The 24,215-nt window shown below is 71.2% G+C and carries 17 protein-coding genes; 6 read left to right on the top strand and 11 right to left on the bottom strand.

Annotated features, from left to right (window positions below):
- Positions 1–11 precede the first annotated feature (11 nt).
- A complete protein-coding gene (locus tag OV079_RS14255) occupies positions 12–1,538 on the bottom strand; it encodes a vWA domain-containing protein (RefSeq protein ID WP_267769010.1) in 1,527 nt (508 codons plus the stop codon).
- Here OV079_RS14255 and OV079_RS14260 point away from each other — a divergent pair.
- Both OV079_RS14260 and OV079_RS55870 read left to right on the top strand, forming a co-directional pair.
- On the top strand, positions 1,531–2,007 hold the full coding sequence (locus OV079_RS14260; protein WP_267769013.1) for a hypothetical protein: 477 nt from the start codon (positions 1,531–1,533) through the stop codon (positions 2,005–2,007). The two genes, OV079_RS14255 and OV079_RS14260, sit on opposite strands and share 8 nt — an antisense overlap.
- Before the next feature lie 127 nt (positions 2,008–2,134).
- The gene (locus OV079_RS55870) at positions 2,135–3,925 is read left to right on the top strand and encodes a signal recognition particle protein (protein WP_267769015.1); all 1,791 of its coding nucleotides are present in this window, start codon (positions 2,135–2,137) and stop codon (positions 3,923–3,925) included.
- Positions 3,926–4,259: 334 nt separating this feature from the next.
- On the opposite strand, the gene OV079_RS14270 is transcribed toward OV079_RS55870, so the two are convergent.
- Positions 4,260–4,442 (bottom strand): DNA gyrase inhibitor YacG, encoded by a 183-nt coding sequence (locus tag OV079_RS14270; protein WP_267769018.1) that lies wholly within the window; start codon positions 4,440–4,442, stop codon positions 4,260–4,262.
- Between the two features lie 239 nt (positions 4,443–4,681).
- Here OV079_RS14270 and OV079_RS14275 point away from each other — a divergent pair, with 239 nt between their 5' ends.
- The gene (locus OV079_RS14275; RefSeq protein ID WP_267769019.1) at positions 4,682–5,455 is read left to right on the top strand and encodes a hypothetical protein; all 774 of its coding nucleotides are present in this window, start codon (positions 4,682–4,684) and stop codon (positions 5,453–5,455) included.
- A 210-nt stretch (positions 5,456–5,665) separates the two neighbouring features.
- On the opposite strand, the gene OV079_RS14280 is transcribed toward OV079_RS14275, so the two are convergent.
- The 7 genes from OV079_RS14280 to OV079_RS14310 all read right to left on the bottom strand — a co-directional run bounded on the left by OV079_RS14280 (position 5,666) and on the right by OV079_RS14310 (position 18,288).
- Positions 5,666–7,171, bottom strand: coding sequence for a right-handed parallel beta-helix repeat-containing protein (locus OV079_RS14280; protein ID WP_267769020.1), 1,506 nt, complete (start codon positions 7,169–7,171; stop codon positions 5,666–5,668).
- A gap of 142 nt (positions 7,172–7,313) precedes the next feature.
- Positions 7,314–8,849, bottom strand: a complete 1,536-nt coding sequence (locus tag OV079_RS14285) for a hypothetical protein (protein WP_267769021.1) — start codon at positions 8,847–8,849, stop codon at positions 7,314–7,316.
- A 200-nt stretch (positions 8,850–9,049) separates the two neighbouring features.
- Positions 9,050–10,459, bottom strand: a complete 1,410-nt coding sequence (locus tag OV079_RS14290) for a hypothetical protein (RefSeq protein WP_267769022.1) — start codon at positions 10,457–10,459, stop codon at positions 9,050–9,052.
- A gap of 245 nt (positions 10,460–10,704) precedes the next feature.
- A complete protein-coding gene (locus OV079_RS14295; protein WP_267769024.1) occupies positions 10,705–12,477 on the bottom strand; it encodes a hypothetical protein in 1,773 nt (590 codons plus the stop codon).
- A gap of 166 nt (positions 12,478–12,643) precedes the next feature.
- Positions 12,644–14,362, bottom strand: a complete 1,719-nt coding sequence (locus tag OV079_RS14300) for a hypothetical protein (RefSeq protein ID WP_267769026.1) — start codon at positions 14,360–14,362, stop codon at positions 12,644–12,646.
- 30 nt (positions 14,363–14,392) lie between these two features.
- Positions 14,393–15,313, bottom strand: a complete 921-nt coding sequence (locus tag OV079_RS14305) for a hypothetical protein (protein ID WP_267769028.1) — start codon at positions 15,311–15,313, stop codon at positions 14,393–14,395.
- 182 nt (positions 15,314–15,495) lie between these two features.
- On the bottom strand, positions 15,496–18,288 hold the full coding sequence (locus OV079_RS14310) for a serine/threonine-protein kinase (protein WP_267769029.1): 2,793 nt from the start codon (positions 18,286–18,288) through the stop codon (positions 15,496–15,498).
- Positions 18,289–18,393: 105 nt separating this feature from the next.
- On the opposite strand from OV079_RS14310, the gene OV079_RS14315 reads away from it, so the two are divergent.
- Entirely contained in the window at positions 18,394–19,707 is a 1,314-nt protein-coding gene (locus tag OV079_RS14315; RefSeq protein WP_267769031.1) for a DUF4388 domain-containing protein, read from the top strand.
- 7 nt (positions 19,708–19,714) lie between these two features.
- Positions 19,715–20,137, top strand: a complete 423-nt coding sequence (locus OV079_RS14320; RefSeq protein WP_267769033.1) for a response regulator — start codon at positions 19,715–19,717, stop codon at positions 20,135–20,137.
- A gap of 315 nt (positions 20,138–20,452) precedes the next feature.
- On the opposite strand, the gene OV079_RS14325 is transcribed toward OV079_RS14320, so the two are convergent.
- The gene (locus tag OV079_RS14325) at positions 20,453–22,192 is read right to left on the bottom strand and encodes a hypothetical protein (RefSeq protein WP_267769034.1); all 1,740 of its coding nucleotides are present in this window, start codon (positions 22,190–22,192) and stop codon (positions 20,453–20,455) included.
- A 336-nt stretch (positions 22,193–22,528) separates the two neighbouring features.
- On the opposite strand from OV079_RS14325, the gene OV079_RS14330 reads away from it, so the two are divergent.
- On the top strand, positions 22,529–23,353 hold the full coding sequence (locus tag OV079_RS14330) for a DUF4388 domain-containing protein (protein ID WP_267769035.1): 825 nt from the start codon (positions 22,529–22,531) through the stop codon (positions 23,351–23,353).
- A 228-nt stretch (positions 23,354–23,581) separates the two neighbouring features.
- Here OV079_RS14330 and OV079_RS14335 read toward each other — a convergent pair whose 3' ends face one another.
- On the bottom strand, positions 23,582–24,184 hold the full coding sequence (locus tag OV079_RS14335; protein ID WP_267769036.1) for an HD domain-containing protein: 603 nt from the start codon (positions 24,182–24,184) through the stop codon (positions 23,582–23,584).
- Positions 24,185–24,215 lie beyond the last annotated feature (31 nt).

The following is a 24,215-nucleotide window of genomic DNA, read 5'->3' on the forward strand; positions in this document are numbered from 1 at the left end:
CGAGATGCGGGCTACTTGGCGGCGAACGGCGACAGCGGATAGTGCGTGCAGACCGCCGATTGCAGCGCGCCCGACACCGCGGCGCCGAAGCCGAGCGCGCCCGACGCGACCTCGTCGATGTCGAACACCGCCCCGCCGGTGGCCGCCGGGATCGCCTGCTGACCGCGGTACGGCGCGAACAACCCGGCGCGGACGTCGAGGCACTCGCACGCCCCGCCCACCTTGGCCGCGAAGCTGAACACCCGCACCTCGGCCGCGCGCAGGGCCGCGACGGTGTCGCGGTAGCCGTGCTGCACGCGCTGGCCGCTCTGCACCGCGGGCGCCTCGCCGAAGTCGTCGTCGGTGGCGTGGACCACCGCGCGCAGCGTGGTCGCGCGGTCGCGCCAGGCGAACTGGGTCGCGGCGGCGTGGAGCGCGTCGAGCGTGTTCTCCGGCCAGTCGAAATTGGCCTCGCCGGCGACGACCTCGCGGTTGCTGGCGGTGAACTGCTGCCACTTCGCCAGCTCCTGCTGCAGCGCCGCCAGGTCGGTGAACGCCTGGCCGCCGTTCGTGACCATCACGTCGTCGACGAACACGACCAGGCCGTAGCGGGCGTCGAGGTTGTGGGCCCGCACGGTCGCGTCGACCGCGGCGATCTCGCGGCCGATCTTGCCGAGCATGAAGTTCATCGTCGTCGACACATCGACCGCGAACACCACGTCGATCTGCTGCTTGCGCACCACCGCCGGGTCGGCGCACGAGGCCTGGGCCACCACGGCCGCCAGGCCGTCGCGCTCGCCCCGGGTCGCGGTCGCCCCCCCGGACGCGTGCGAGTTCGGGCCGCCGGTCAAGACTGCTCCCGGGGCCATGTTCGGAGGGACATGTCCTTCGGGACCTGGTGCTTGAGGCATGCTGCCATCGAGCACCACGCCGCCGACGACACCGCCGACCACCCCGCCCTCGACGCCGCCGACCATCCCACCCTCGACGCCGCCGACCACCCCGCCGGGCACGCCGCCTTCGACGCCGCCTTCGACCACGTCGACGACACCGCCCACGACCCCGTGGATCTCGCCGATGCCGACGGCCACCCCCTCGCCGAAGCCCCCGCCGCCCTCGCCGCGCAGCGCGAGCAGGCCGGCGTAGGCGCTGTCGTCCTCTGTCAGGACGGCGCTGAGGACGTTGGCGTCGTGGCTCAGCGCGCCGAGGATCGCGAACTCGCCGCCATCGATGGGCTCCGGCCTGCGCTTGCTGCGGCGCGACTTCTTGCCCGGCCGCTGCGCCTCGACCGGCGCCTCTTCAGCGAGTTCCGGCGTGACGGGCTCCGCCGCGAGCACGCCCTCCTGCGCCAGCGGGATCGCTGTCGGGCCGGAGGTCACGAGATCCAGGCCGGGCTCGACGGGAGCTGGCGGCGGCGCCGGAGGTAGTGGCGGCGGCAGGTGCGCGGCGTACAGCTCGCGGGCCCGGGTCACCTCGATGGGCTCGACCGTGGGCGCGTAGATCACCCGCATCAGCGGCGAATCGTCCTCGGCCGTCGGCTCGCCGCGCAGCTTGAGCACGTTCTCGACCTTCTCGATCCGCCAGCAGCGCCACCATGGCGACCAGGGCCGCGCCGGTGACGAGCTGCCGGGCCAGGTCGCGGGCGTGAAAGCGGGCCGACCACGGCAGGTGCTCGCGCGTGACCCGCTGGACCTCGAGGGTGATGTCCGGGTGGGCCGCGACGCGCAGCGACGCCCGGTCGCCCGGCGACAGGGTCACCCTGCCCTCGGCGGGCTGCGTGCGCTCACCGACGTGGACTTCGCCGACGAGGCCGGCGGGGACGACGAGGGTCGCGCCGTCGGTCAGCAGCGCGTGCTCGCCGATCCCGGGGAGCACGAGATCGCAGCCCTTGCGCTCGCCGAGGGCGACGGGGGTCGCGTCGTCGGCCGCGAACTGGGCCACCGTACGGCCCCGGAAAGAGAGGCGGATCCCCCAACCACAGGGCTCCCCGGGCGCGGCGTCGGCCTTCGGCATGCCCCCGGAACGTAGCCTTCCGGCGCGAGATTCACCAGCGCCGGGCCGGGGACGGGCGTCGGGGCCGGCCCCGGCTTGTGAGCTGACCCGCGCCTGCGCGCGGGTCGGCGCGCCGGGGGGCCCGTGGTAGAAAGCGCGGGCTGTGTTTGAGACGATCTCGAAGGGTTTTCGCGCGGCGCGGGAGCGCCTGACCGGCAAGGGCGAACTGACGGACGACGTCGTGGCGGCGGCGCTCAAGGACGTCCGCCTGAGCCTCCTGGAGGCCGACGTCGAGTTCAACGTCGTCAAGCGCTTCCTGCAGTCCGTCAAAGAGAAGGCGCTCGGCGAGAAGGTCACTCTGGTGGCCAAGAAGCAGGGCGAGACGATGCGGGTCAAGCCGGAGGACCACTTCGTCAAGATCTGCCACGACGAGCTCATCGCCTTGATGGGTCCCGTCGACACCTCGCTGAACCGGGCGCGCAAGGGCTGCACCGGCATCATGATGGTCGGCCTGCAGGGCTCGGGTAAGACCACCACCGCCGGCAAGCTCGCGCGCAAGCTGCAGAAGGCCGGCTACAAGGTCATGATGGTCGCGGCCGACGTCTACCGGCCGGCGGCCGTCCACCAGCTCAAGGTGCTCGGGCAGAAGATCGGCGTGCCGGTGTTCTCGGTCGACGGCGGAAGCCCGGTCGACATCTGCGCCGACGCCACCGACCACGCGGCGGCCGAGGGCCTCGACTTCGTCATCTATGACACCGCGGGTCGCCTGACGATCGACGAGCCGCTGATGAAGGAGCTCGACGACATCAAGTCGCGGGTCCAGCCGGCCAACATCTTCCTGGTCATCGACGCCATGATCGGCCAGGACGCGGTCACCACGGCCAAGACCTTCGACGAGCGGCTCGACGTCACCGGCGTGATCCTCACCAAGCTCGACGGCGACGCCCGCGGCGGCGCGGCGCTGTCGGTCAAGGCGGTCACCGGCAAGCCGATCAAGTTCCTCGGCATCGGCGAGTCGCTCGACAAGCTCGACGAGTTCCGCCCCGAGGGCCTGGCCAGCCGGATCCTCGGCATGGGCGACATCGTCGGCCTGATGAACGACTTCACCGAGGTCGTCGACGAGGAGCAGGCGATGAAGGACGCCGAGAAGATGCTCTCGGGATCCTTCACGATGGATGACTTCCTCAGCCAGATCAAGACGATCCAGTCGATGGGCAGCATGAAGGACATCCTCGAGAAGATGCCGCTCGGGCAGATGTTCGGGGCCAACATCCCGCCCGAGGCGCTCGAGAAGGCCGCCGACGACAAGGAGCTCGTGCGCGTCGAGGCGATGATCCGCTCGATGACGAAGGAAGAGCGGAAGAACCCCGAGGTCTTCCTCGACGACGAGGGCAACAGCGGCCGCGGCAGCCGGCGGCAGAAGCGGTCGGTCCACAAGAGCGCCAAGGAGAAGGACCCCAACGATCTGCGCCCCGAGGACTTCGTCGCCGCCCGCGTCACCCGCGTGGCTCGCGGCTCCGGCCGCACCGAGGACGATGTCCGCGGCCTCGTCAGCCGCTTCATGACCATGCGCGGCATGTTCGGCATGCTCGGCGACATGTTCGGCGGCATGATCCCCGGCATGCCCGCCAAGCCGCAGGGCATGATGGACAAGGTCCCGGGCATGAAGATGCTCAAGCAGATGAACGCGATGCGGAAGATGCTGTCCGACCCCAACGCGCTCGGCTCGCTGATGAACAGCATGGGCGGCGGCGGCGGCGGCCTGCCCGGTATGGGCGGCCTGCCCGGCATGGGCGGCTTCCCCGGCATGGGCGGCTTCCCCGGCCTCGGCGGCCAGCAGCAGAGCGGCGGCGCCCCGGCCCCGCGCTCGCCGTCGAAGGTCGACTACAAGAACCTCGCCGACAAGCGCCGCGCCGAGAAGCTGGCCCGCCGCAAGAACCGCGACAAGAAGTGAGCTGCCCGCACGGGCAGGTCGTTTCGGACATGGCGCCAGGGACATGGCGCCATGTTCATGTCCCGAGTGGCATGTCCATCCGGTCCAGGCGCGCGACGTCGACCGGCCCGGCGGACTCGCCGGTTCAGTGCTGACGTCCGCGGCTCGACGAGCGCGACGGCAGTGATCGGCCAGGAGGGCTCGCCTGGCCCGCAGTCGACTCGACGCCGGCCGCGCAGTCGCGTCACCCAGCCGCTCCGTCCGCGCCGGCTCCTCGTCGTCCGCAGCGACGGCCGCCGCGCCACGCCCCGAGTCGAACTTTCAGCCGCCCGGCGGACACCACGCCGCCTGCGGCTCAGTTCTCGCCGCGGACGCCCGGCTCCTCGTCGTCGGCGGTGATCGGCCGGGAGATCCGGTACGCCTCGCCGAGCCAGTTGCCGAGGTCGATCGTCTTGCAGCGCTGCGAGCAGAACGGCCGGTACGCGAAGTCTTCGGGCACCTCCTGCTCTTTGTGACAGATCGGGCAGCGGATCTTCATCCCTGCCGACGCTAGCACGCTCGCACGCCGACGCCACCAGCGCCGGAACTCGCGCACGCGAGCCGGCTCGCGGCGTACGTCGGCGTCGGCCGCGAACCCGCCCCGCGCCGCTCTCGGGACCGGGCGGTCGCACCGCCCTGCTCGCCTCGGCGCTTGCGAGGCCGGCCATACCGCCGCAGCCATGACCTCGCGAGGCACGACGGCCATCGCCCGCACCCGTCGCCCATACTGCTGCGAGCATGGCCCTGGGGTCGGTCTTGCTCGGCCTGTCGCTCGTCGGCTCGCCCACGACGTCGTCGCGGCGACTCGAACGCGTCCCGCCGGCCTCGTGCACGCCCACGCCGGCGGCCTCCTCGTCGAAGTCGACGCCACGCGCGAGCGACCGCACGCGGACGACTCGACCACCCGCGGGCCGCAGATCACCGAACAGGTCGCTCGCGAACCTCTCCGCCGCGCCCCTGCCCGCCCGTGCCCGCGTCCGGCGCAGCGCCGCTCTCCTGGCGCTGTCGCTGCCGCTCCTCGCTACGGGCGCCGCGCTGGTGGTGCTGCGCACCCGCAGCTTCGATCGCCAGGTCGGCAGCTGCGCGATCGGGCCGACACAGCCGCTGTGCAGCGAGCCCGCGATCGTCGCGCACGCCCACTACGCGGCCGCGGGCGCGGGGCTCGTCGCCGCCGGCCTCGGCCTCGTCGCCGCCGGCGTCACCGCGGCCGTGCCGGTGACGCGCCGCGTCTGGCTCGCGGAGGCGATCGTCGGCGGAGCGACGCTCATCCTCGGCGCGGTGTGGCTGACCGCCGAGAGCGCCACCTATCCGCGCGGCCTCGGCGAAGACTACGTGGCCCGCGTCGAGCCGTGGTTCGCTCGCCGCGCCGTCGCGGCCTCGCTGCTCGGAGCGGGGCTGGGCCTGACGCTCGGCGCCGGCGTGGGCCTGTTGCCGCCGTCCTGCGCGGCGCGGCGCTCGACCTGGAGACCGACGTTGATCCCGCTCGGCCTCGGCGTGACCGGCCGCTTCTGAGGGCCTGACGGCTTCGAGTGGCTCGAGGCTCGGTCGACCCGACGACGAGGCCGGAGTGTCATCTTGCACTTTGAACATGTCCACAAGGACATGCTCTCACGGGCAGCACGTGGGCCCGCCGCTCTCGCCGGGCGACCCAACGACGAGAGGAGGCCGGAGCCTCCTCTTGCACTTCGGACAGGTCCCGAAGGACCTGCTCTCACGGACAGCTCAGCGAGCCGGGCGGTCGGCGCCGGCGTAGTCGGTCTCGCCGTCGGTGGCCGGGCGCGGGTCGCCGTTGAAGTCGGTCGCGGGGTCGCCGTCCTTCCACACGGCGAGGGTCGCGATCGGCGTGTCGAGCTTGGCCTTGTACACGCCGCCGACCTGCCCCTCGAACCACGCCATCGCGTCGGCCATGGTGGCGGCGAGGTTGGTGTCGCCGTCAGTCTTGCCCTCGTCGATCGCGGAGTTCTCGAACGTCACGGTCGGGCAGTCGATCGACGGCGCGACGAACGCGATGATCACCGAGTTGCGGACCGTGGTCGCGCCGGCGTCGGGCATGCACAGGAGCGAGCGGGCGCCGACCTCGGACAGGTTGTTGACGACCGTCGAGTAGACCAGGCTGAGCTCGTGGCCCTGGCCGGTGAGCAGGCCGCCGTAGTTCGACTCGGCGTTCGAGCCGTTGTTCGAGATGTAGCTGTTGACGATCGCCGTCGCGCCCGCGCCGAACGCCGACAGGCCGCCCGAGGTGTTCTTGTAGAACACGCTGCGGTTGAAGTGCGCGTTGCAGTCGGTGCCGACGTAGCCCTGGCGGTTGAGGCTGAAGGTCAGGTCGGTGCCCTGGAGCTGCGAGCCGGTGCAGGTCAGGCCGGTGTCGTCGGCGTTGCTGGCGAGGTTGAGCTTGCCGAGCAGGACCTTCGACGACGGGTTGATCTGCAGGGTCGGCCCGGCGTTGGAGCGGATCTTGGCGATGCCGCCGTCGCCGACGATCGCCAGGTTGCTCGCCTCGGGCACGACCAGCGACGGCTGGATGTAGTTGCCGGTCTTGACCTTGATGGTCCAGCCGAGCGACGGGTCGTTCATCGCCACGTGGTCGAGCGCGTGGGTGATCTGGCAGAACGGCGCGGCCATGGTGCCGTCGCCGATGTCGCACTGGGCGACCCCGTCGACGTAGACGACGTACTCGAGCGCGAAGCAGGCCCCCGTCTCGCTGTTGCACGCGCTGTCCGGGCAGTCGTCGTGCTCGACGCAGCCGACGCACTCGTTGGTGGCCGCGTCGCACACCGGCGTCGCGTCCGCGCACAGGCCCTTGTTCTCCGGCGTGCACACCACGCAGGCGCCCGAGTCCGGGTTGCACACCGGCGTTTCGGCGTCGACCCCGGCGCAGGTCGCGTCCGGGTCCGGCGTGCTGCCGCAGCCGACGCAGGCCTGGTCGATGCAGAACGGCTTCGAGGGGTCGGAGCAGTCGCCGTCGCCGGCGCAGCCCATGTTGCCGGTGGTCGGCCCGGTGGTCGACGTGCTCGTGGTGGTCGTCGACGTCTCGGTGTCCGTCGTCGGCTCGACCGTGGTCGTCGGCGACGTCGTCGTCACGTCCGGGGTGGTCGTGTTCGACGTCTCGCTCGTCTCGCTGTCGGTCTCGGTCCCGCTCTCCGTCTCCCCGGGGGTGTAGGTCGGCGGACAGCCGGCGACCAGCGGCGCGCAGGCCAAGATTGCGACGGTCCAGTACTGTCGGGTCATCGGTAACTCCTAGTGCACAAAGGGGATCGCGGCCAGGATGCACCGGGCCACGCGAGTTGTCCACAAAGCCATCCCCGGACCGGAAAACTCGCCACCGGCCCGGCGACCGCGGCGATTTCGGCCGCGGTGGCATCATTCACGCTCACGGCGGGGGCTGATCCGCGCCGGGGAAGCTGGGTTCGTCGGTCGGCCGCGGGTCGCCCTCGAAGTCGACGTCAGGGTCTCCCCCTTCGAACATCGCCACCCCGTCGAGCTCGCTGCCCGGGGTCGGCCGGTACACGCCCGGGATCGCCATGTCGGCGGTCACGAGCATCGGCACGTCGGCCGTCGCCACCCCGAGGTTGTCGTCGTTGGGCTCGTCGGTCGCGGCCGAGTACGCGGAGTGCGACACGACCTCGACGCCCTCGCAGTTGAAGGTGCTGTAGCCGACGGCGTTGAAGGCGATCGAGTTGCGCAGGCTGACCGCCTCGACGCCCGCGTCGGGCTCGCACTCGACCGACAGCCCGCCGCCGGTGTACGCGTTGTTGCCGACCAGCGTGACGTAGACCAGCGTGGCCGCGGCCCCGCCGGCGAGCGCGACGCCGCCGCGCGGGTTGTCGGCGTTGGCCTTGTCGCCGTTCTCGGTGATGAAGCTGTTCTCGAGCCTCACCGAGCCGCCCGACGCGAACACGCCCTCGCCGAGGTTCTTGTGCAACACGCTCGCCCGCACGCGGACGTCGCAATCGATCGCCGAGACGCCGCTGACGTGGTGCTGGCGGATCCAGGTGCGATCGATCCACAGCTCGCCCGCGTCGCAGACGACGCCGCTGCCGAGCTCGTTGTCGCGGATCTCGAGGCCGTCGAGGTAGACGCGGGCCTGGCTGCCGAGCCCGAGCGTCGCGTCGGCGCTGCCCGTGATCTCGACGGCGCCCTCCCCCGCGCGGACGATGGCGACCACGCTCGTGCCCGGCACCACGAGCGGCTCGTCGTAGACGGCGGGGCGCACGAGGACGGCCTGCGGATCGACCGCGACGCGCGTCAGCGCCTCGGCGATCGTGCACAGCGGCTCGGCCTCGCTGCCGCTCCCGGCGTCGTCGCAGTCGCCGGCGCCGTCGACCCACAGGGCGCCGTCGGCCGGGAAGCACGCGCCGGTGGCGATGTCGCAGGCGCCGCTCGTGCACTCGTCGTGGCGCGTGCAGGCGTGGCAGGTCTGGGTCCCGGGGTCGCAGACCGGGGTGGCGCCGGTGCAGCCGGACGCGTCGCTCTCGGTGCAGGCGACGCACAGGCCGCTGGCCTCGTCGCAGGCCGGCGTGGCCGGATCGACCGCCGCGCAGCTGGCGATCCCGGAGCACGGCACGCACGCGCCCAGCGTGCTGCAGTACGGCTCCGCGGGCCCGCAGGCCGCGTTCGGCTGGCCGTTCGCCGGCTCGCACTCACCGGCCGAAGTGTCGGTCCCCGCGGTGGGTTGGACGGTGTCCGTGTTCGTCTCGGTGACGCCGGTGGTGGTGTCGTCGAGGGGCACGCAGATCTTCGAGGCGCACACGAGGTTGCCGTCGCAGGTGCCGCCCGGGGTGCACTGACAGCCGACGCTGCCGACCAGGCAGTCCGTGTTGCCGGTGGTCGTGTCGGAGCCCTCCGTGGTCGTCGCAGACGGGCCCGGGCATGCGGCGCCGAGGAAGACGCCGAATCCGAGCCGCAAGGCCAAATGCGCTGACGGGAGCCGCATCATTCGCTCGAGTATTCCCGTTCGCCGGTCGGGTCGCAACCTGTCCCCGAAGACATCTCATGAAAGCGCGCGCGCGCCCCCGCGCGCCCCCGCGATCGAGCGCAAGCCCGTCGCGCGCGACGAGGACGACGCAGGAGCGCCGCGCTCGTCACCCGCGACGACGACGACGACGATCACGGCAGGCGATCGGCGCCGGCCCAGTCGGGCGCGAGGTCGACGTCGGGCCGCGGGTCGCCGTCGTAGTCGACCGCGGGATCGCCGGTGCGCCAGCGCCCCAGCTCCGCGAACGGCGCTCCGGCCTTGACATGGAAGTCGCCGCTCGCGGCGTCCTTGAACCACGCCGACAGGGCCGAGACCTCGACCGTCACGTTGCTGCCGGAGAGCAAGGTGCTGTCGACGATGCTGTCGCTGGCGGTCGCGCCGTCGCAGCTGACCGAGGTCGCCTGCGACTGGCCGAACAGCACGACGTTGCGCAGGGAGACGGGTCCGGGGTCGCCGCAGTGGAGCGAGTCGGCGGTGGCGTCGCTGTTGTTGCCGATGATGGTCGCGTAGACGACTTCGAGCTCGCCGGTGACGACGTGGATGCCGGCGTACTGCGAGAAGTTGCCGCCGTTCGAAGTGATGAAGGTGTTCTCGATCCGGGTCGTCCCCTTGTCGACCTTGATCCCGCCGCCCGGGTTCGCGTAGAGGCGCGAGCGCCGGATCTGCAGCGTGCAGCCGATCGCGTCGATCGCCACCGACTCGCGCGACGAGAACTCGACCGCGTCGGTCCACACCTCGGCGTTGAGGCACACCAGGCCGTTGCCGGCCGACATCGAGCTGCCGACGAAGCGCAGGTCCTTGAGGTAGACGCGGGCGTCGTCGTTGACGAGCAGCGCGTCGACGTCGACGTCGATCGCGGGCGCCCCGCCCTCGCCGACGATCGCCACGATGCGGTTGCTGCCGACGTCGATCTTGGTCTTGTACGCCGACGGGCCCGGCTTGACGCGCACGAGCGTCGGCGTGTCGGTGCCGATGGTGGCGACGGCGTCCTGGATCTCGCAGAACGGGTTCTCTTCGCTGCCGTCGCCGCCGCAGGTGGCCTGGCGATCGACCCACAGCGAGTCCTCGAAGCAGGCGCCGGTGGCGATGTTGCACGCGCCGCTGGGACACTGCTCGTGGGCGACGCAGCTGGAGCAGGCGTTCGCGCCCGTGTCGCACACCGGCGTGTTGCCGCTGCAGGCGGACGCGTCGGCCTCGGTGCACTCGACGCACAGGCCCGACGCGGCGTCGCACGCCGGCTTGGCGGCGTCGACGTCGGCGCAGCTCGTGAGCCCCGAACAGTCGGCGCACACGCCCTCGGCGAGGCAGTACGGCGCGGTCTCGGGGCACTGCTGCGAGACGCCCGGCCCGTCGTCGCACTGCGGGGTCTCGGTGGTCATCGAAGCGCCCGTGTCGTCGGTCGTGCCGGTCTCGGTCTCGGTCGCCGTGGTCGGCGTCGTCGGGCCCGTCGTGAGGGTGACCTCGGAGGTCACGTTGCTGTCCTCGACGCAGTAACCCGACGCACACACGAGCCCGGGATCGCAGCCGTTGGCCTCGCACACGCAGTTGAGCGAGCCGGGCTGACAACCTTCGCTGTCGCTCTCGGACGACGTTTCGGTCTGCGCGCCGCCCGGCGTACAGGCCGCCGCGAGAAGCCGAGGCCGAGGCCGAACCCGAGGCCCCGACAAGACAAGGAGATACGCATGGTCCCGGCAGTATCCCCAACGGTCTCACGAGCCGCAATCCGAGCCGTTCGCGCGCCCACGCGCAAGCTCGTGCGCACCGGCGCGCGACCGCGCACGCGGGCTCACTGGCCCATCACGTCGGCGCCGACGAAGTCGATCTGCTTGTCCTTGGCCTTCCGCGCCTGGCCGTCGTAGTCGACCTGCGGATCGCCCTTCTCCCACACCGCGAACTCGAGATCCTTCGGCAGGCCGTCCGGCGGCTCCGGATTGATCGGGCGCGCACCCGACAACTGGTTGGTCAGGAAGTACCCGAGAACGTCTTCACCGGCCTTCTTGTTGTTGCCGGTCTTGAAGTCGTCGCTGTCGAGCAGCGTGTGCTCGATGGTCAGGTCTCCGCCGGCGCACTTGATCGACATCGCGTTGCCCATCGGCTTGCGGCCGATGGCCGAGTTGCGGATCTGGCCGTCCACGGTGTCGCCGACGCAGTGGATCGAGTCGCCGCGGGCGAACATGTCGTTCGGGTCGATCTCGGCGTTGTTGCCGAGGATCCCGCTGAAGACGATGTCGAGGGTGGCGTTCTCGGCGAAGATGCCGCCGCCGCCGTCGCTCTGCACGTGCTGGTTGTCGGAGATGTAGCTGTTGATCATGTGGAGCTCGCAGTGCTGCTCGGCGCAGTTGAGCTCCACGCCCTCGGTCCGGCTGTTGTACACGCTCGACCGCCGCAGATACACGTCGCACCCGATCGAGCGGATGCCGGAGCCGCGGGTGTCGCGGATGTAGCTGGCGTCGAGGAACACGCTCGAGTTCTGCAAGCAGCCGACGCCGACGGCGTTGTCGTCCTGGTTGCTGATGCTGTAGATGCTGAAGTTGTTGATGTAGGCGACGACGTTGGCGCCGACGGTGATGACCGGTCCGTTCGACTCCAGCCGCGTGTGCTGCTTCTGGCCCAGCTCCTGCTGCGGGAAGCTGCCCACGTGGACGAACGCGTAGCTGATCGGCTCCGGGACGTCGACCGACGGGATGTGGATGTCGCCGTGGAACGTGGCGGCGTCGGTCTCGAGGAACTTGAAGGTCCAGCCGCTGGTCGGCCCCTCCGACTGCGCGTGGTCGATCGCCAGGTTGGCGTTGCAGTACGGCGCCTCTTCGTAGCCGCCCTGGCCCACCTTGTTGGTGCACTTCTTGTCGATCTCGAGGCCGTGGCGGATGTAGAGCACCTTGTCGGTCGGGAAGCACTCGCGCTTCAAGATGTCGCACGCGGTGTCGGGGCAGTGGCTGTGCTCGAAGCAGCCCTCGCAGGTGTTGTTGGCGGGGTTGCACGCCGGCGTCGCCCCCGTGCAGAGCGACTGATCGTCGCTCGTGCAGGCGACGCACTGGCCGTCGTCGGGGTTGCAGATCGGCTTGTCCGGATCGACGAGCGCGCAGCCGTCGGGCGGGAGCACGGTGCAGCCGCCGCACACCCCGGCGTCGGAGCAGAACGGCTGCTGGGCGTCGATGTCCATGCACTCGACGTTCGGCTGGCCGTCCGCCGGGTTGCACGGCGTCACCGGCCCGGTCGTGGAGGCGTCGCTGTCCGTCGTGACGGGCTCAGCCGTGGTGCTCTCCGTCGTCTCGTCGGGGCCGCTCTCGCTGGTCGTGGTGGTCTCGCCGGGCACGCACTTCTGCTCGGGGGAGCAGCTGAGGTCATCGTTGCAGGCGCCGCCCTGCGTGCACGCGCACCCGAGGTCACCGATGGGGCACTCCTCGCCCGTGCTGCCCATCGTCTGGGTCTGCCCGCCCGTCGTCGGGCCGACGTCCGTGTCCGTGTCCGTCGTGGCGGACGGCGTCGACGGACAGGCGCCGAGGACGACGGTAGAGGCGAGGAACGTCACATAAGACCAGGCACGGGGTGAACGCATGGCAAGTTCGATTATCGCTCACCATCCGGGGCCCGACAACCAGAGTCCCGCAGGGAGCTGGCCGAACCACGTATCCACGGCACACCCCTGAACGAACAATCAGGCGGCTACGCGGGCTCCGGCCGCTGCTCTGGCCGGAAAACCCTGCGCGCCGCCGCACCCACATCTAGAGCGGCTGCCTGGCGCCGGCGAAGCTGGGCTCGTCGGTGGGGATCGCCGCCATGCCGGTGAAGTCGAGCAGCGGATCGCCCTCGGCCCAGGTCGCCATGTCCTCGAGCGGGTCCACGTTCCCGCCGTTCTTCGGCGTGTAGACGTCCTGGATCGGCGCGTTGAACCACTGCCCCATCACGCTGGTGACCGCGGCGGTGTCGGCCACCTCTTCGAAGCGCCCGTTCTCGAACTCGAGCCGCGGGTCGATGTCGTTGCAGTTGGTGAGCTTGGCGACGCCCACCACGGCCGAGTTGCGGACCACGATGTCCTGGCCGTTGCCCACGCAATTGAAGGTCGACACCGAGTTGACCACCTGGTTGCGGGCGATGGTCGAGTACGTGATGTGGGCCTTGGCGTTCGTCAGGAAGTTGAACGCCGGGTGCTGGGCCGTGAGCGCGCCGTTGTCGACGATGAAGCTGTTCTCGATCCGCACCTCGCTGTTGGCGAGCTGCATCGCCGCGCCGCAGCGGATGATCCGCGAGCGGTGGACGGACACCTTGCAGGCCGAGGCGTCGATGGCCCGCGCCGCGTTGATGCCGTTACCGTCCCAGAACGAGTCGTGGGCCCACAGCGAACCGCCGGCGCACTTGACGATCGAGCCCTGACCGAAGCGCAGCTTGATCCACGACAGGTACAGCCGCGCGTTGGCGTTGACCGAGACCGGCGTGCCGATGATGTCCTGGCCGTTGATCTCGGGCACCGCCTGCGTCTCCTTGATGATCGCCACCACCTTGTCCTGGGGCACGGCGAGGCCGCCGGGCGCGGTGGCGCTGGCCATCAGGCGGATGGTGACCTTGGGCGCGTCGAGCGGGACGTCGGTCAACTTGCAGAACGGGCTGTCGGCGGTCAGGCCGGTCTTGGCCTGGCAGTCGGTCTTGCTGCCCTGGACGAAGAACACCGTGTTCGGGGTGTCGGGGAAGCAGCTGCCCTCGAAGATGTCGCAGGCCTTGCCGGTGCCGCACTGCGCGTGCTCGGTGCACGGGACACAGGTGTGGCTCGCCTCGTCGCACACGGGCGTGTCGCCGCTGCACTGCTGCGCCTCGTCCGGCGTGCACTCGACGCACTTGCCCGAGGCCTCGTCGCACGCCGGGGTGTTGACGTCGACGTCGCTGCACGTCTTGCCCTCCGGCAGCGAGGTGCACCAGCCGCACTGATCCTCGGCGACGCAGTATTGCTCGCCGCAGTTCGGGTCGTTGAGGTTCGCCGGGTCGCACATCGTCTCGATGGTCGTCTCCGGCACCTGGGTGGTGCTGGTCTCGGTCGTCGTCTCGGTCGTCGTCTCGGTCGTCGTCTCGGTCGTCGACGTCGGGCCCATGCTCGTGACGCCGATCGTCGTGCTGTCCGTCGTCATCTCGGTGGTCGTCGGCAACGTCGTGGGGTCGCCGGTCGGACCGACCGTGTCGGGCTCGGTGGTCGGCCCGGCCGTGCCGCCGCTCTCACGACACTGCGGGTCGATCGAGTCGGCCTCGCCCTCGGGCACGCAGCCGTTGTTGTCGGCCGCGCACACGTTGCACACGAAGCCCGCAGGGCACGGGTTGTCGGCCCCGTTCTCGTGGTAGCCGCAGTGGGCGGTGTTGGTGATGAAGCAGCCGCCCGCGAACCCGATCAGCGCGCCGCCTCCGAGCAGCAACGACAGCGTCCGCACCCCGAGTCCACGCAACCCAAGCTCCGACATAAGTACCTCTAACCTCGACCCCGAAGGGTATCAGAACCGTCCGGACCACTGCAGCCCGACCACGCCCGCGCCGAAGCTGGGTACGAGCGCGGTCTGCGAGGCGCGGGACTTGCGGTGGCCGACGACGAACAACGCGACGCCGGCGAGCGCGGCCGCGCCGCCGATTCCGAGCGTCACGTAACCCGGAAGCGTGGTGCTGCGAAACTCGTAGCCGATGTTCGGATCGAGCTGGCGATCGGGCAGCACCGCGAGACCGACGCCCACGCCGATGCCGACCACGCCGGCAGCCATGAGGCCGATGCCGGCCTTGCACAGCGGATGCATCGGCGACGCGTCGACGCCCGGACCGGCGGCGGCCGCGGGAGCGCCCGGCGTCGCGGCGGCGTCGGTGGTCGTCGGCGTCGCCGCGGCCTCGGCCTGCTTGTTATCGGCGTCGACCTTGGCGTTGTACTCGTCGATGTAGACGCGCAACTGCTGCAGCGCGAGGCGAGCGTCGGTGCCGACCTTCTCGACCAACTCTTTCTCGATGCAGTCGACACACTCGCCGCGCAGGCTGCCGCCCGAGATGGCCTGGTCGCTGCCGTGGCGCACGTCGATCGTGTAGCTCCACCCGATCGCGTCGCCGCCTAGCTCGCTGACCTTGATGGCGACCTTCGGCAGGCCGGCGTCCTTGCCCTCGGTGATGTTGAACGCCTTCATGGCGTCGACCACCCGGGCCTGGATCCGCGGGTTCATCAGCTGGCCTTCTTCGCCGGCGGCCGCGGTGTCGATGGCGACCGAGGCCGACGCGGCCAGCCGGTCGCGCTTGGCCGGCGGCGGCTGGGGCACGCCGCGCGAGGCCGGCGGCAACAGGACGCGTTCGGCTTGCGCCGGCTGCGACGGCGCGCTACGGCAGACCCCAGGCGCAGGCGAGAGGACGAGCGAGAGGGCGACCAGGATCGAGGCGTACATGAGCGCGGGGGGACCCAAAGGGCCAGGAGCGGCGGGCTAAGGTGACACCACCTGCCCCACTCTGACAAGGGTGACGCCAATTATGGCCCCACACCTCCCCGCGCGTCCACTTCTCAGAGGCTTCGGGCGGCGCGCGTTCGCGCCTTGATCCCGGCGCGATCACGCAGGCCCGGACTTGCGCGCTACCCGGCCTCGCGGCGCTCGCAGAACTTGACCCACTTGACCACGTCGGCGTCGGTCTGTCCGCGACCCGCGCGGGCGCACTCTTTCCACTTCTCGAGCTCTTTGTACGCGTAGGTCTTGAGCTTGGCCGACTCGGCCTTGCTCTTCCAACAACCCGGCTCCGCGTTCAAAAAGCGCAGCATGTCGGCCGGCTTGCCGCTCGCGCGCGCCGACTTGACCTTGTCGACGGTCTGCTTGCAGAACTCGCTGTTGGGGTCACGAGCCGGCTTCGGGTCGTTGCCCTTCTTCGGCTCCTTGTCGCCCTTCTCATCCCGGGTCTCGCCGTCGGTGTCGCCGGCCTTGGGGTCGGTCTTGGTCTCGGGCGGGTTCAGGAGCTTGGGGTCGACGACCACCGCGCCCCACTGCGGGTTGCTCTTCTTGGTCGGCGGGTCGTTGGACGGCGGCGGCTTGTTCACCGGCTCGCCGGTCGTCTTGACCGCGACCTCGCCGCCCTCGTCGCCGCCGCCCTCTTCGTTGCTCGGGCCCCAGCGCAGCGCGATCCACAGCAGCGACGCGGCGAACACCACGATCGCGGCCATGCTGAGCTGGCGCTGGCGCTCGTAGGTCATGCCGGTGGGCGGCGGCGGCGTCGGCATCGGCACCGTGGCCGCGACCTTGTCTGGCTCTTTGGCCATGGCCACAGGGCCAGGTACGGACAGCAGCTTCTCGCGCCGCACCGGCGCGACCACCAGCGAGGCGCCGGGGTCGTCGGCGTCGAGGTCGTGCTCGTCGGGCGGCAGGAGGCGGATGACCTCCTCGAGGCGGGTCAGGAACTCGCGCGCCGACTGCGGCCGCATGCCCGGATCGATCTCGAGGCAGTCGTCGACCAGCTTGATCAGCTGGCGCGGCAGGTCGGGCCGCCGGTCGCCCAGCGACGGCGCGCGCTCGGTGGCCTTGCGCGCCATGATCTCGACCATGTTGTTCGACACGAACGGCGGCTCGCCGACGAGGCACTCGAACAGCATCACGCCGAGCGCGTAGATGTCGAAGAACTCGGTCGCGTCCTTGCCCTTGGCCTGCTCGGGCGCCATGTACTCGGGCGTGCCGAGGGCATGGCCGGGAATGGTGAGCCGCGCCTCGCCCTCGACCCGCTCGGCGCCGGCGGAGATGCCGAAGTCGAGGACCTTGACGTACTCGCCCTCGCCCTCCGGCATGGGCACGAACATCACGTTGTCGGGCTTGAGGTCGCGGTGGATGATGCCGACGTCGTGGGCCGCCCGGATCGCGCGAGAGATGTCGCGGATGATGCGGACGGCGCGACCGACCGGCAGCGAGCCGAGCTCCTGGATCTCGTCGTAGAGATTGCGCCCGGTGAGGTACTCCATCACCAGGTAGAGGCGACCGTCAGGCAGCTGGCCGGCGTCGAACACCTCGATGATGTTGTGGTGACCGGCGGCGCTGGCGGCTCGCGCCTCGGCCCGGAACCGCTTGGCGACCAGCTCGTTGCGGCTCCACTGGTGAGTGAGGACCTTGATGGCGACGCGGCGGCCGACGGTCGTGTGCTCGCCGAGGTACACCGTGCCCATGCCGCCGCGGCCGATGCGACTGACCACACAGTAGCGGTCGGCGATGATCGTGCCGGGCTGGATGTACTCGATGTCGTTGACCGGGTCGTCGTCCCTGTTCTTCTCGCGCGGGCGGCGGTTGGCGGCGGCGGCGGCGACGGCGGCGGGCGGCGGCTGGGCGCGGTCGGGCGGCAGCGGGATGATCTTCTTGCTGCCCATGCTGACGTCGGCGCCCTCGTCGAAGTTGTCGAGCGCCAGCTCGAACTCCTCCTCGTCGACGAGCGTGTCCTTGTTGTCGTCGCGGCTGGACGCGGCCTGCGTGGTGCCGGCCAGCTCCATCAGCAGGTACTCGCGGTTCTCGGCCTCACGGGCGGCGGCGTCGCCGAACAGCATGCCCATGAAGTCTGCCGCGGCCTCTTGCCCGGTAAAGCCGGGGTAGTTGCGCTGCAGCCAGCCACCCAGCGCCTCCATGAACTCGTGCGCCGACAGGTAACGGTCCTCGCGGTCGCGCGCCAGGGCCTTCATGACCACCGCATCGAGCTCCGGGTCGACGCGGCTCGAGTACGTCGAGGGCGGCGGCGCTGTGAAGTGCGACACGTCTTCGGTGTCGACGCCGTCCCCTCCGCGCAGCGGCCGCCCCGTCAGCAGCTCCCACAGCACCGCGCCGCAGGCGTAGACGTCCGCGCGGCCGTCGAGCGTCTCGTGACGCGCCTGCTCGGGCGACATGTACCCGACCTTGCCGAACACCACGCCGGGCACGGTGAGGCTGCCCTTCAGCGTCGACGTCGCCAGGCCGAAGTCGGCGAGCAACACGCTGCCCGTCCAGTCGATCAGGATGTTCGACGGCGAGACGTCGCGGTGCACGAGCCCGAGGCCGGGGAACGTGTGCGCGTAGTGCAAACCACGCAGGATTTCGCGGATGATGTGGACCGCGATCGGGACGGGAAACGCCTTCCCGACCGCCGCGCAGCGGTCCCAGATGTCCGCGAGATCGCGCCCCTCGACCAGGCTCATGACGATGAAGAGCTGCTGTTCGAACTCGCCGGCCTCGCGGACCTCGACGATGTTCGGGTGGTGCAGCCGCAGCACCAGCTTGGCCTCGTCGAGGAAGCGCGTGCGGTAGTCGTGGTCGGGCAGACCGGGTCGCAAGAGCTTGACGGCGACGAGTCGGGCCGACGCCCCGAGGCCGAGCGACGCGAGATAAACGGTCGCCATCCCGCCCTCGCCCAGCGCAGCAAGCAGGGTCACGTTGCCCAGCTGGCGGGGGGTTCAGTCGCTCAATCTCGCCCATGACCATGTGTGTGCCAAACGCTACCACGACTCGGCACTTTCCGAGTATCCTTTGCCGCATCCATGCCAGCCCCGTCCGGCCCGTCCCAGCCCGGGATTCTGTACTACGACCCGAATACGACCACGGCCAAGCTGGCGACGGCGGGCCTGCGGCTGGCCGGCTACCAGGTGTTCAACGCGCACACGCAGCAGGACGCGGTCGAACTGTGCAAGCGGCACGGTCCGGCCGGAGATCGGGCGATCATGGCCCTCCTGCTCGACGCCGCCGCCGACCCCGCCGCCTCCGCCGGCGTGCTGCGGGCGCTGGTCCAGATCCCCGGCGGTGCGCAGCTCCCGGGGATCCTGCTCGTCAGCCGCTCCAACCCCAACCCGATCCCCGGCGCCGAGGACCTGCCGGCCCTGCGCCGGCCGTTCAGCACCCCGGCGCTGATCAAGATCGTCGAGGAGGCGCTCGAGGGCCACGTCCCGGCGTCCAAGGCGCCGGCCCAGACCCCGCTCGACCCGGCCGTGACCCGGCTCAAGCACCTGCTGGGCGACCACTTTCCTGGCCAGGAGTTCAGTGACGCGGACGTCGATCACTTCGTCAAGGCGCTGCGCTCCGACGAAGAATTCGCGGTCCAGGCCGACAAACCGGCGATCCGCGGCTCGCTCGGCGGGGTCCGCCTCGAGGCCGTGCTCGAGATGCTCGGCAACTCCGGCGTGCGCGGGGTGCTGAAGGTCGAGCAGGGCTCGTCGTGGGGCAAGCTGCACCTCGACGCCGGCCGGATCCGCCTGGCCGAGGTCAAGGGCACCGAGGAAGACCTCAAGCTCGGCCGCTTCGTCGTCGAGGGCGGTTTCATGCGCGACGAGCAGCTCGAGGCGTTCATCGTCGGCAAGGACCCGGAGCAGCGGCCGCTCGGCTCGCGCCTGGTCGAGGGCGGCTTCCTCAGCCCCGCCGAGCTGGCCCAGATCCTCGTCGACCAGGCGCGCGCGCTGATCTCCCACCTGCTCGCGTGGAAGCAGGGCACCTTCACGTTCACGCCGACCGTCGAGCTCGACCCGATGGCCACCGCCGCAGCCGCCCAGGGCCGGGCCGAGCTGACCATCGCCGACGCCCTCCTCGACGGCCTGCGCCTGCTCGACGAGCAGGCGCTCATGGGCCCGCACATCCCCGACGTCGACGACGTGTACCTGCGCATCGACGAGCAGGTCGCCAAGCTGAGCCGCGAGGCGCTGCCGCGCGACGAGCTCGCGGTGCTGAAGCTGGTGAACGGCCGCAACAGCGTCAAAGAGATCGCGCGCAAGACCCGCACGGGCACCTTCGCCGTCGCGCGCGTGCTGTACCGCCACGCCAAGGCCAACCTCGTGCGCAAGCGGGTCATGCCGGTGACGGTGTGAGGCCAGCATGAGCGAGCCGCGCCACGTCGTCGTCGCCGACCCCGACCCGCGCGAGCGGGCGCGCGTGCAGGAGCTGCTGCGCGTCCCTGCCGAGGAGCTGAACCTGTCGCTCGAGGTCCACGCGGCCAGCGACGGGCAGGTGGCCCTGGCGCTGATCGAGCAGCGCAAGCCGGCGCTGGTGCTGAGCGAGGTGCTGCTCGAGGGCCTGAGCGGCCTGTCGATCCTCCGCCGCCTGCGGGCCACCTTGCCTCCAGGCCAGGTGCCGCCGTTCGTGTTCGTCACCACCATGGCCCGCGAGAGCGACCGCTACTGGGGCCTGCGCAACGGCGCCCACGGCTACGTGATGAAGCCGTACGAGGACGACCTGCTGCAGGCGCGCATCCGCGACGTGCTGCGCGAAGTCCAGCCGGAGAAGTTCGGCATCCTGTGATCCGCGTCGGCCGCGTCGGGCCGAGGCGCGGCGCTCCGCAGCTCGCGCAGACGCTGCAGGACCCCGTGCGCTCTCGCCCCGCGCTCGAGCGCGGTGACATGTCCGAGTGACATGCGCTCTCGAGCGCGCTCGCCCATCGGCGGCGGGTCGGTGCCGCGCCGACGAGCGAAGTCTTCGGTCCGAAGCGACATGTCCTCTCGGACATCCGCAGGCCGATGACGCGCCGGCGAAACGACATGGCCGCAGCGCCATGCGCGATCGGACATATCGCAGCGAACACCTCACGGCCGCCGTGCGCGACGCTCCCCTGCCCCGCTAGCAGCCCTGCGGCGGCGCGTCGATCGCCGGCGTCCCGTCGGTCGCCAGCACTGCGGACTGCGACACCGACGCGCCGCATTGCCAGCCGACCACCGCCGCCTTGCACTGCGAGCAGGTCACATTGTCGAGGCGGAGCTCGACCGGCGCCTCGACCCACACGCCCGGCTCGGCGCCGGTCTGCGACAGCAGGACGTGCTGCAGCGTGCTCGCCAGCGACTTGCCGTGCAGCTTGATGCCCTTCCACACCCCGGCGGTCGCGCGGAACTCGATCGGCGCGTCGGCGGTGCCCTGGGCCAGCAGGGCCGCCGGCGCGTCGACGCCGACGACGAGCGCCGCCTCCGGTCCGGCGAGCACGCGCAGACCTGACTCGAGGGTCAGCTCGGCCGCGACCTGGACCTCGCCCGTCAGCTCGAGCGGCGCGCCGTGGGCCGCCCACGTCGCCTTGGCTGCCACCGGACCCGGCATGACGAGGATGCGCCCGTCGCTGTCGAACGCGTTGCCCTCCCCGAGCGCGCCGACCAGGTTCGCCGGCAGCTCGACCGCCCGCCGCGTCGCCGCGAAGCGGTTGTCGGCGAACGCCCGCAGCGTCGCCGCGCCGCGCACCAGCACGCCGGCCTTGTTGCTGCGGAAGGTCGTCTCGCGCAGCGACAGCGCCCCGTCCTCGACCACCAACACAGCGTTGCCCTCGTCGCCGCCGCCGCCGAACTCGAAGGCCGCGTGCTCGAGCTCGGCGTCGCCGCGGGCCCAGATCTGCAGCCCGCCCCACCCGCCGGCCTGACGCCTGTCGCCGGCAGTGAAGGTGATCGGCGCTTCGGAGTTTCCGCGAGCCACCAGGCCGCCGTCGGCGCTGCCGCCGATCGACAGCCGGCCCTCCGGCCCGAAGCGCAGCTCTGTCCCCGGGGACAGGTTCAGCACCGCCCGCTCCGGACCGGCGCCGCCCACCCTGACCTCCTCGTTCAGCCGCAGCGGCACGCCCGGGTTGGGCCACGTCGTCGGCGCGGCCACGTCGCCGCCCACCACCTGCACCACCGCCTCGCCGTCGTAGCGGCTGCCGCCCGCGATCCCGACCAGCCCTGCCGGCGGGGTCACGATCGCCGCCTTCGAGCCGAGCTTGCGCAGCGTGTTGCCGGCGAACGCCGCCAGGCTGCCGGCGCCCTCGATGCGGATCGCCGGCCCGCGGGCCTCGCGGATCGTCGAGCCCTCGAGCGCCACCTCGGCCGCGGCGATCAGCAGCGCCCGCTCCTCGGTGCCGGCGAACTCGATCACCGCGCCCTTGATCTGCGAGCGCGCCGCCTTGTCCCACAGCTCGACGCCTCGCCATGCGCCCGCCGCCTTGTCGCTCGCCGACGTCAGCGTCACCGGCTCCTCGGGCGTGCCGGCGACCAGCAGCTTGGCCGGCTCCGACGCGCCGACGATCAGCGCCGCCCCGTCCTTGAACTGCAGCGTCGCGCCGGCCTCGAGCGTGAGCGAGCCGTTGTCGACGCGGTAGTCCTCGACCACCGTGACCGGCCCGCAGTCCTTCGAGATCACCCGATCGATCTGCGTCTCCGCCCCGCCGAGCGTGCGCGGGCACTCCGTCACGCGCGCGGCTCCGGGGGTGATGCCGCCGGCCGCGCTGAGCGGCGCTGCGGCCTCCGCCGGCGCGGTCTCGGGCTTGGCGTCCTGGGCCGGCGCGGCCTCCGGCTTGGTGCAAGCGGTGACGGACAGCGCGAGCGCGGCGAGCGGAGCGAGCCTCATGGCCGGCGGTTTTAACCCGGCGGCGCGCGGCCCAGCAAGGACGCCTGCACTCGCGCGGATGCGGCCCGCGGCCCGGGCGCCCGGACGCGCGGGCACGTCCCGGTTGTCCTTTCGGACATAGCGCATGGAACCTGTCCTTTCAGCCAGGCCGTGCTCGAGCTCGCGGCCGCCCGCGTCGAGGGCTTCGCGGACCCCGCACTGGTTCACGTGCGCGCCCGCACACGGCCTCACACCCGCCCGCACGGCGAAGCCCGCCGCCCCCGGCGCCACGCACACCAGGGTTGTGGTCTATCCTGGTGGCGCACGCGCCTCCGGCGCAGACGGACGAAGCCGAGAATGGATACGCACGATCCGAGCCGCGCAGAGTCTGCTTCCCCCGCACGGGCGCCCGACGCGAGCGCCGAGACCCGCCCCGAAGGCGGCCGCCTGCGCGACTTCCCGCTGCCCGAGCTGCTGTGGCAGTTCCACAGCGAGGCCCGCAGCGGCTGCCTGCGCCTGCGCAAGGGCGCGCTCGAGAAGACCTTGTGGTTGGTCGCCGGCGTGCCGGTGTTCGCCCGCAGCAACGAGGCCGGCGACCGCCTCACCGACCGCCTGCTGGCCCGCGGCTTGTTGACGCGCGCGCAGTACGACCAGGCCCAGGATCTGCTGGCGCGCTCGACCGGCAAGCGGATCGGCGAGGTCCTGCTCGAGAACGGCCTCATCCACGAGCGCGAGCTCAACGAGGCGCTCGGCGAGCAGATCCTGCGCATGATCGAGTCGATGTTCTCGTGGAACGAGGGCAGCTGGCAGTTCGAGCCCGGGACCTCCGCCGACCGCATCACGCTCGATCGCTCGACCGCCGCGATCATCATGAGCGCGGCCCGCCACCGGATCCCGCTGCGCCGCCTGTGGGACGCGATCGGCGATCACCACCAGCTGCCGCGCCTCGCCTACGAGCACCGCACCGACGACGGGCGCGCCGAGCTGACCGCCACGCTCATGCTCGAGCCGAGCGAGTCGGCCTGGCTGGGGCGCCTCGACGGCTCGCGCACCCTCGCCGAGCTGCTCGACGACTTCGACGTCGACGAGCACGAGCTGCTGGCCCTGCTCTACATCCTGCGCCTGCTCGGCCACCTGCAGCTCGAGCTCGGCGGCGTGCCGGCGCTGGCGTTCCAGCGCTGAGCGCCGGCGCGAGCCCGCCGACCGGCGGCTCGGGCGCTGGTTCATGGGACATGGCGCATGGGACATGCGCCTTCGCGCATGTCCCTTGGAACCTTCCCGAAGAGACATGTCTCTTCGGGCACTCCGCGAGCGACATCCCGATCTGGGCGACGAGCGCAGGCTCCACTGCCCCGCGGCGCCGCGTCGAGCGGCTCCGCGTCGTCCCGGCCGCTCGCCCGCGCGCCCTCGCTACCCTTCGCCTTCGCGCCACTCGATCGCGCCGGTGAGCGCGGCGAACCGCTCGGCGTGCTCGCCGAGCCTGGCCTGCAGCCCGTCCGGCACGCGCCCCTTCAGCGCCGCCGCGACCGAGCGGAAGTACCACAGCTGCTTCGGCGCCGGCGCGTTGAAGCGCGCCAGGGTCGCCACCCCGTGCAGCTCGAGGTCGACGAGCAGCGTCGAGGTGTTGTGCAGCTTGTCGCAGGCGATCACCAGGGCGCTGCGCGGCGCGACCGTCCCCAGCCGCTCGAGGTACGCGCGCTTGCGGACCAGCCACGGCCGCTTGTTGCCCGGCGTGTCGTCGGCGTAGGTGTCGGTGCAGTCGGCGACGATGCCGCCGACCCCCGAGCCGAACGCCGCGAAGACGTCGTCGAGGCTCACCGGCGTGTCCTCGACGACGTCGTGCAGCAGCGCCGCCGCGGCTTGCTCGAGGTCGCCGCCCCATTCCAGGACGAGCCCGCTGACCTGCAGGAGATGGCTGACATACGGGATCGTCGTGCCCTTGCGCGTCTGGTCGCCGTGGGCGACCGCCGCGAACTCGAGGGCCCGCGCCAGCATGGGACGATCGGCTGCCATGGTCGTCACTTTAGCGCACACCTCCGCTATG

The sequence above is a fragment of the Nannocystis pusilla genome (genome assembly GCF_026626665.1).
In the GTDB taxonomy this organism is placed as follows: domain Bacteria; phylum Myxococcota_A; class Polyangia; order Nannocystales; family Nannocystaceae; genus Nannocystis; species Nannocystis pusilla.

Excerpts from the sequence above, each read along its gene's own strand:
- OV079_RS14270 (WP_267769018.1), bottom strand. The coding sequence starts at position 4,442 with ATGAAGATCCGCTGCCCGATCTGTCACAAAGAGCAGGAGGTGCCCGAA.
- OV079_RS14275 (WP_267769019.1), top strand. The coding sequence starts at position 4,682 with ATGGCCCTGGGGTCGGTCTTGCTCGGCCTGTCGCTCGTCGGCTCGCCC.
- OV079_RS14280 (WP_267769020.1), bottom strand. The coding sequence starts at position 7,171 with ATGACCCGACAGTACTGGACCGTCGCAATCTTGGCCTGCGCGCCGCTG.
- OV079_RS14295 (WP_267769024.1), bottom strand. The coding sequence starts at position 12,477 with ATGCGTTCACCCCGTGCCTGGTCTTATGTGACGTTCCTCGCCTCTACC.
- OV079_RS14300 (WP_267769026.1), bottom strand. The coding sequence starts at position 14,362 with ATGTCGGAGCTTGGGTTGCGTGGACTCGGGGTGCGGACGCTGTCGTTG.
- OV079_RS14305 (WP_267769028.1), bottom strand. The coding sequence starts at position 15,313 with ATGTACGCCTCGATCCTGGTCGCCCTCTCGCTCGTCCTCTCGCCTGCG.
- OV079_RS14315 (WP_267769031.1), top strand. The coding sequence starts at position 18,394 with ATGCCAGCCCCGTCCGGCCCGTCCCAGCCCGGGATTCTGTACTACGAC.
- OV079_RS14320 (WP_267769033.1), top strand. The coding sequence starts at position 19,715 with ATGAGCGAGCCGCGCCACGTCGTCGTCGCCGACCCCGACCCGCGCGAG.
- OV079_RS14325 (WP_267769034.1), bottom strand. The coding sequence starts at position 22,192 with ATGAGGCTCGCTCCGCTCGCCGCGCTCGCGCTGTCCGTCACCGCTTGC.
- OV079_RS14330 (WP_267769035.1), top strand. The coding sequence starts at position 22,529 with ATGGATACGCACGATCCGAGCCGCGCAGAGTCTGCTTCCCCCGCACGG.
- OV079_RS14335 (WP_267769036.1), bottom strand. The coding sequence starts at position 24,184 with ATGGCAGCCGATCGTCCCATGCTGGCGCGGGCCCTCGAGTTCGCGGCG.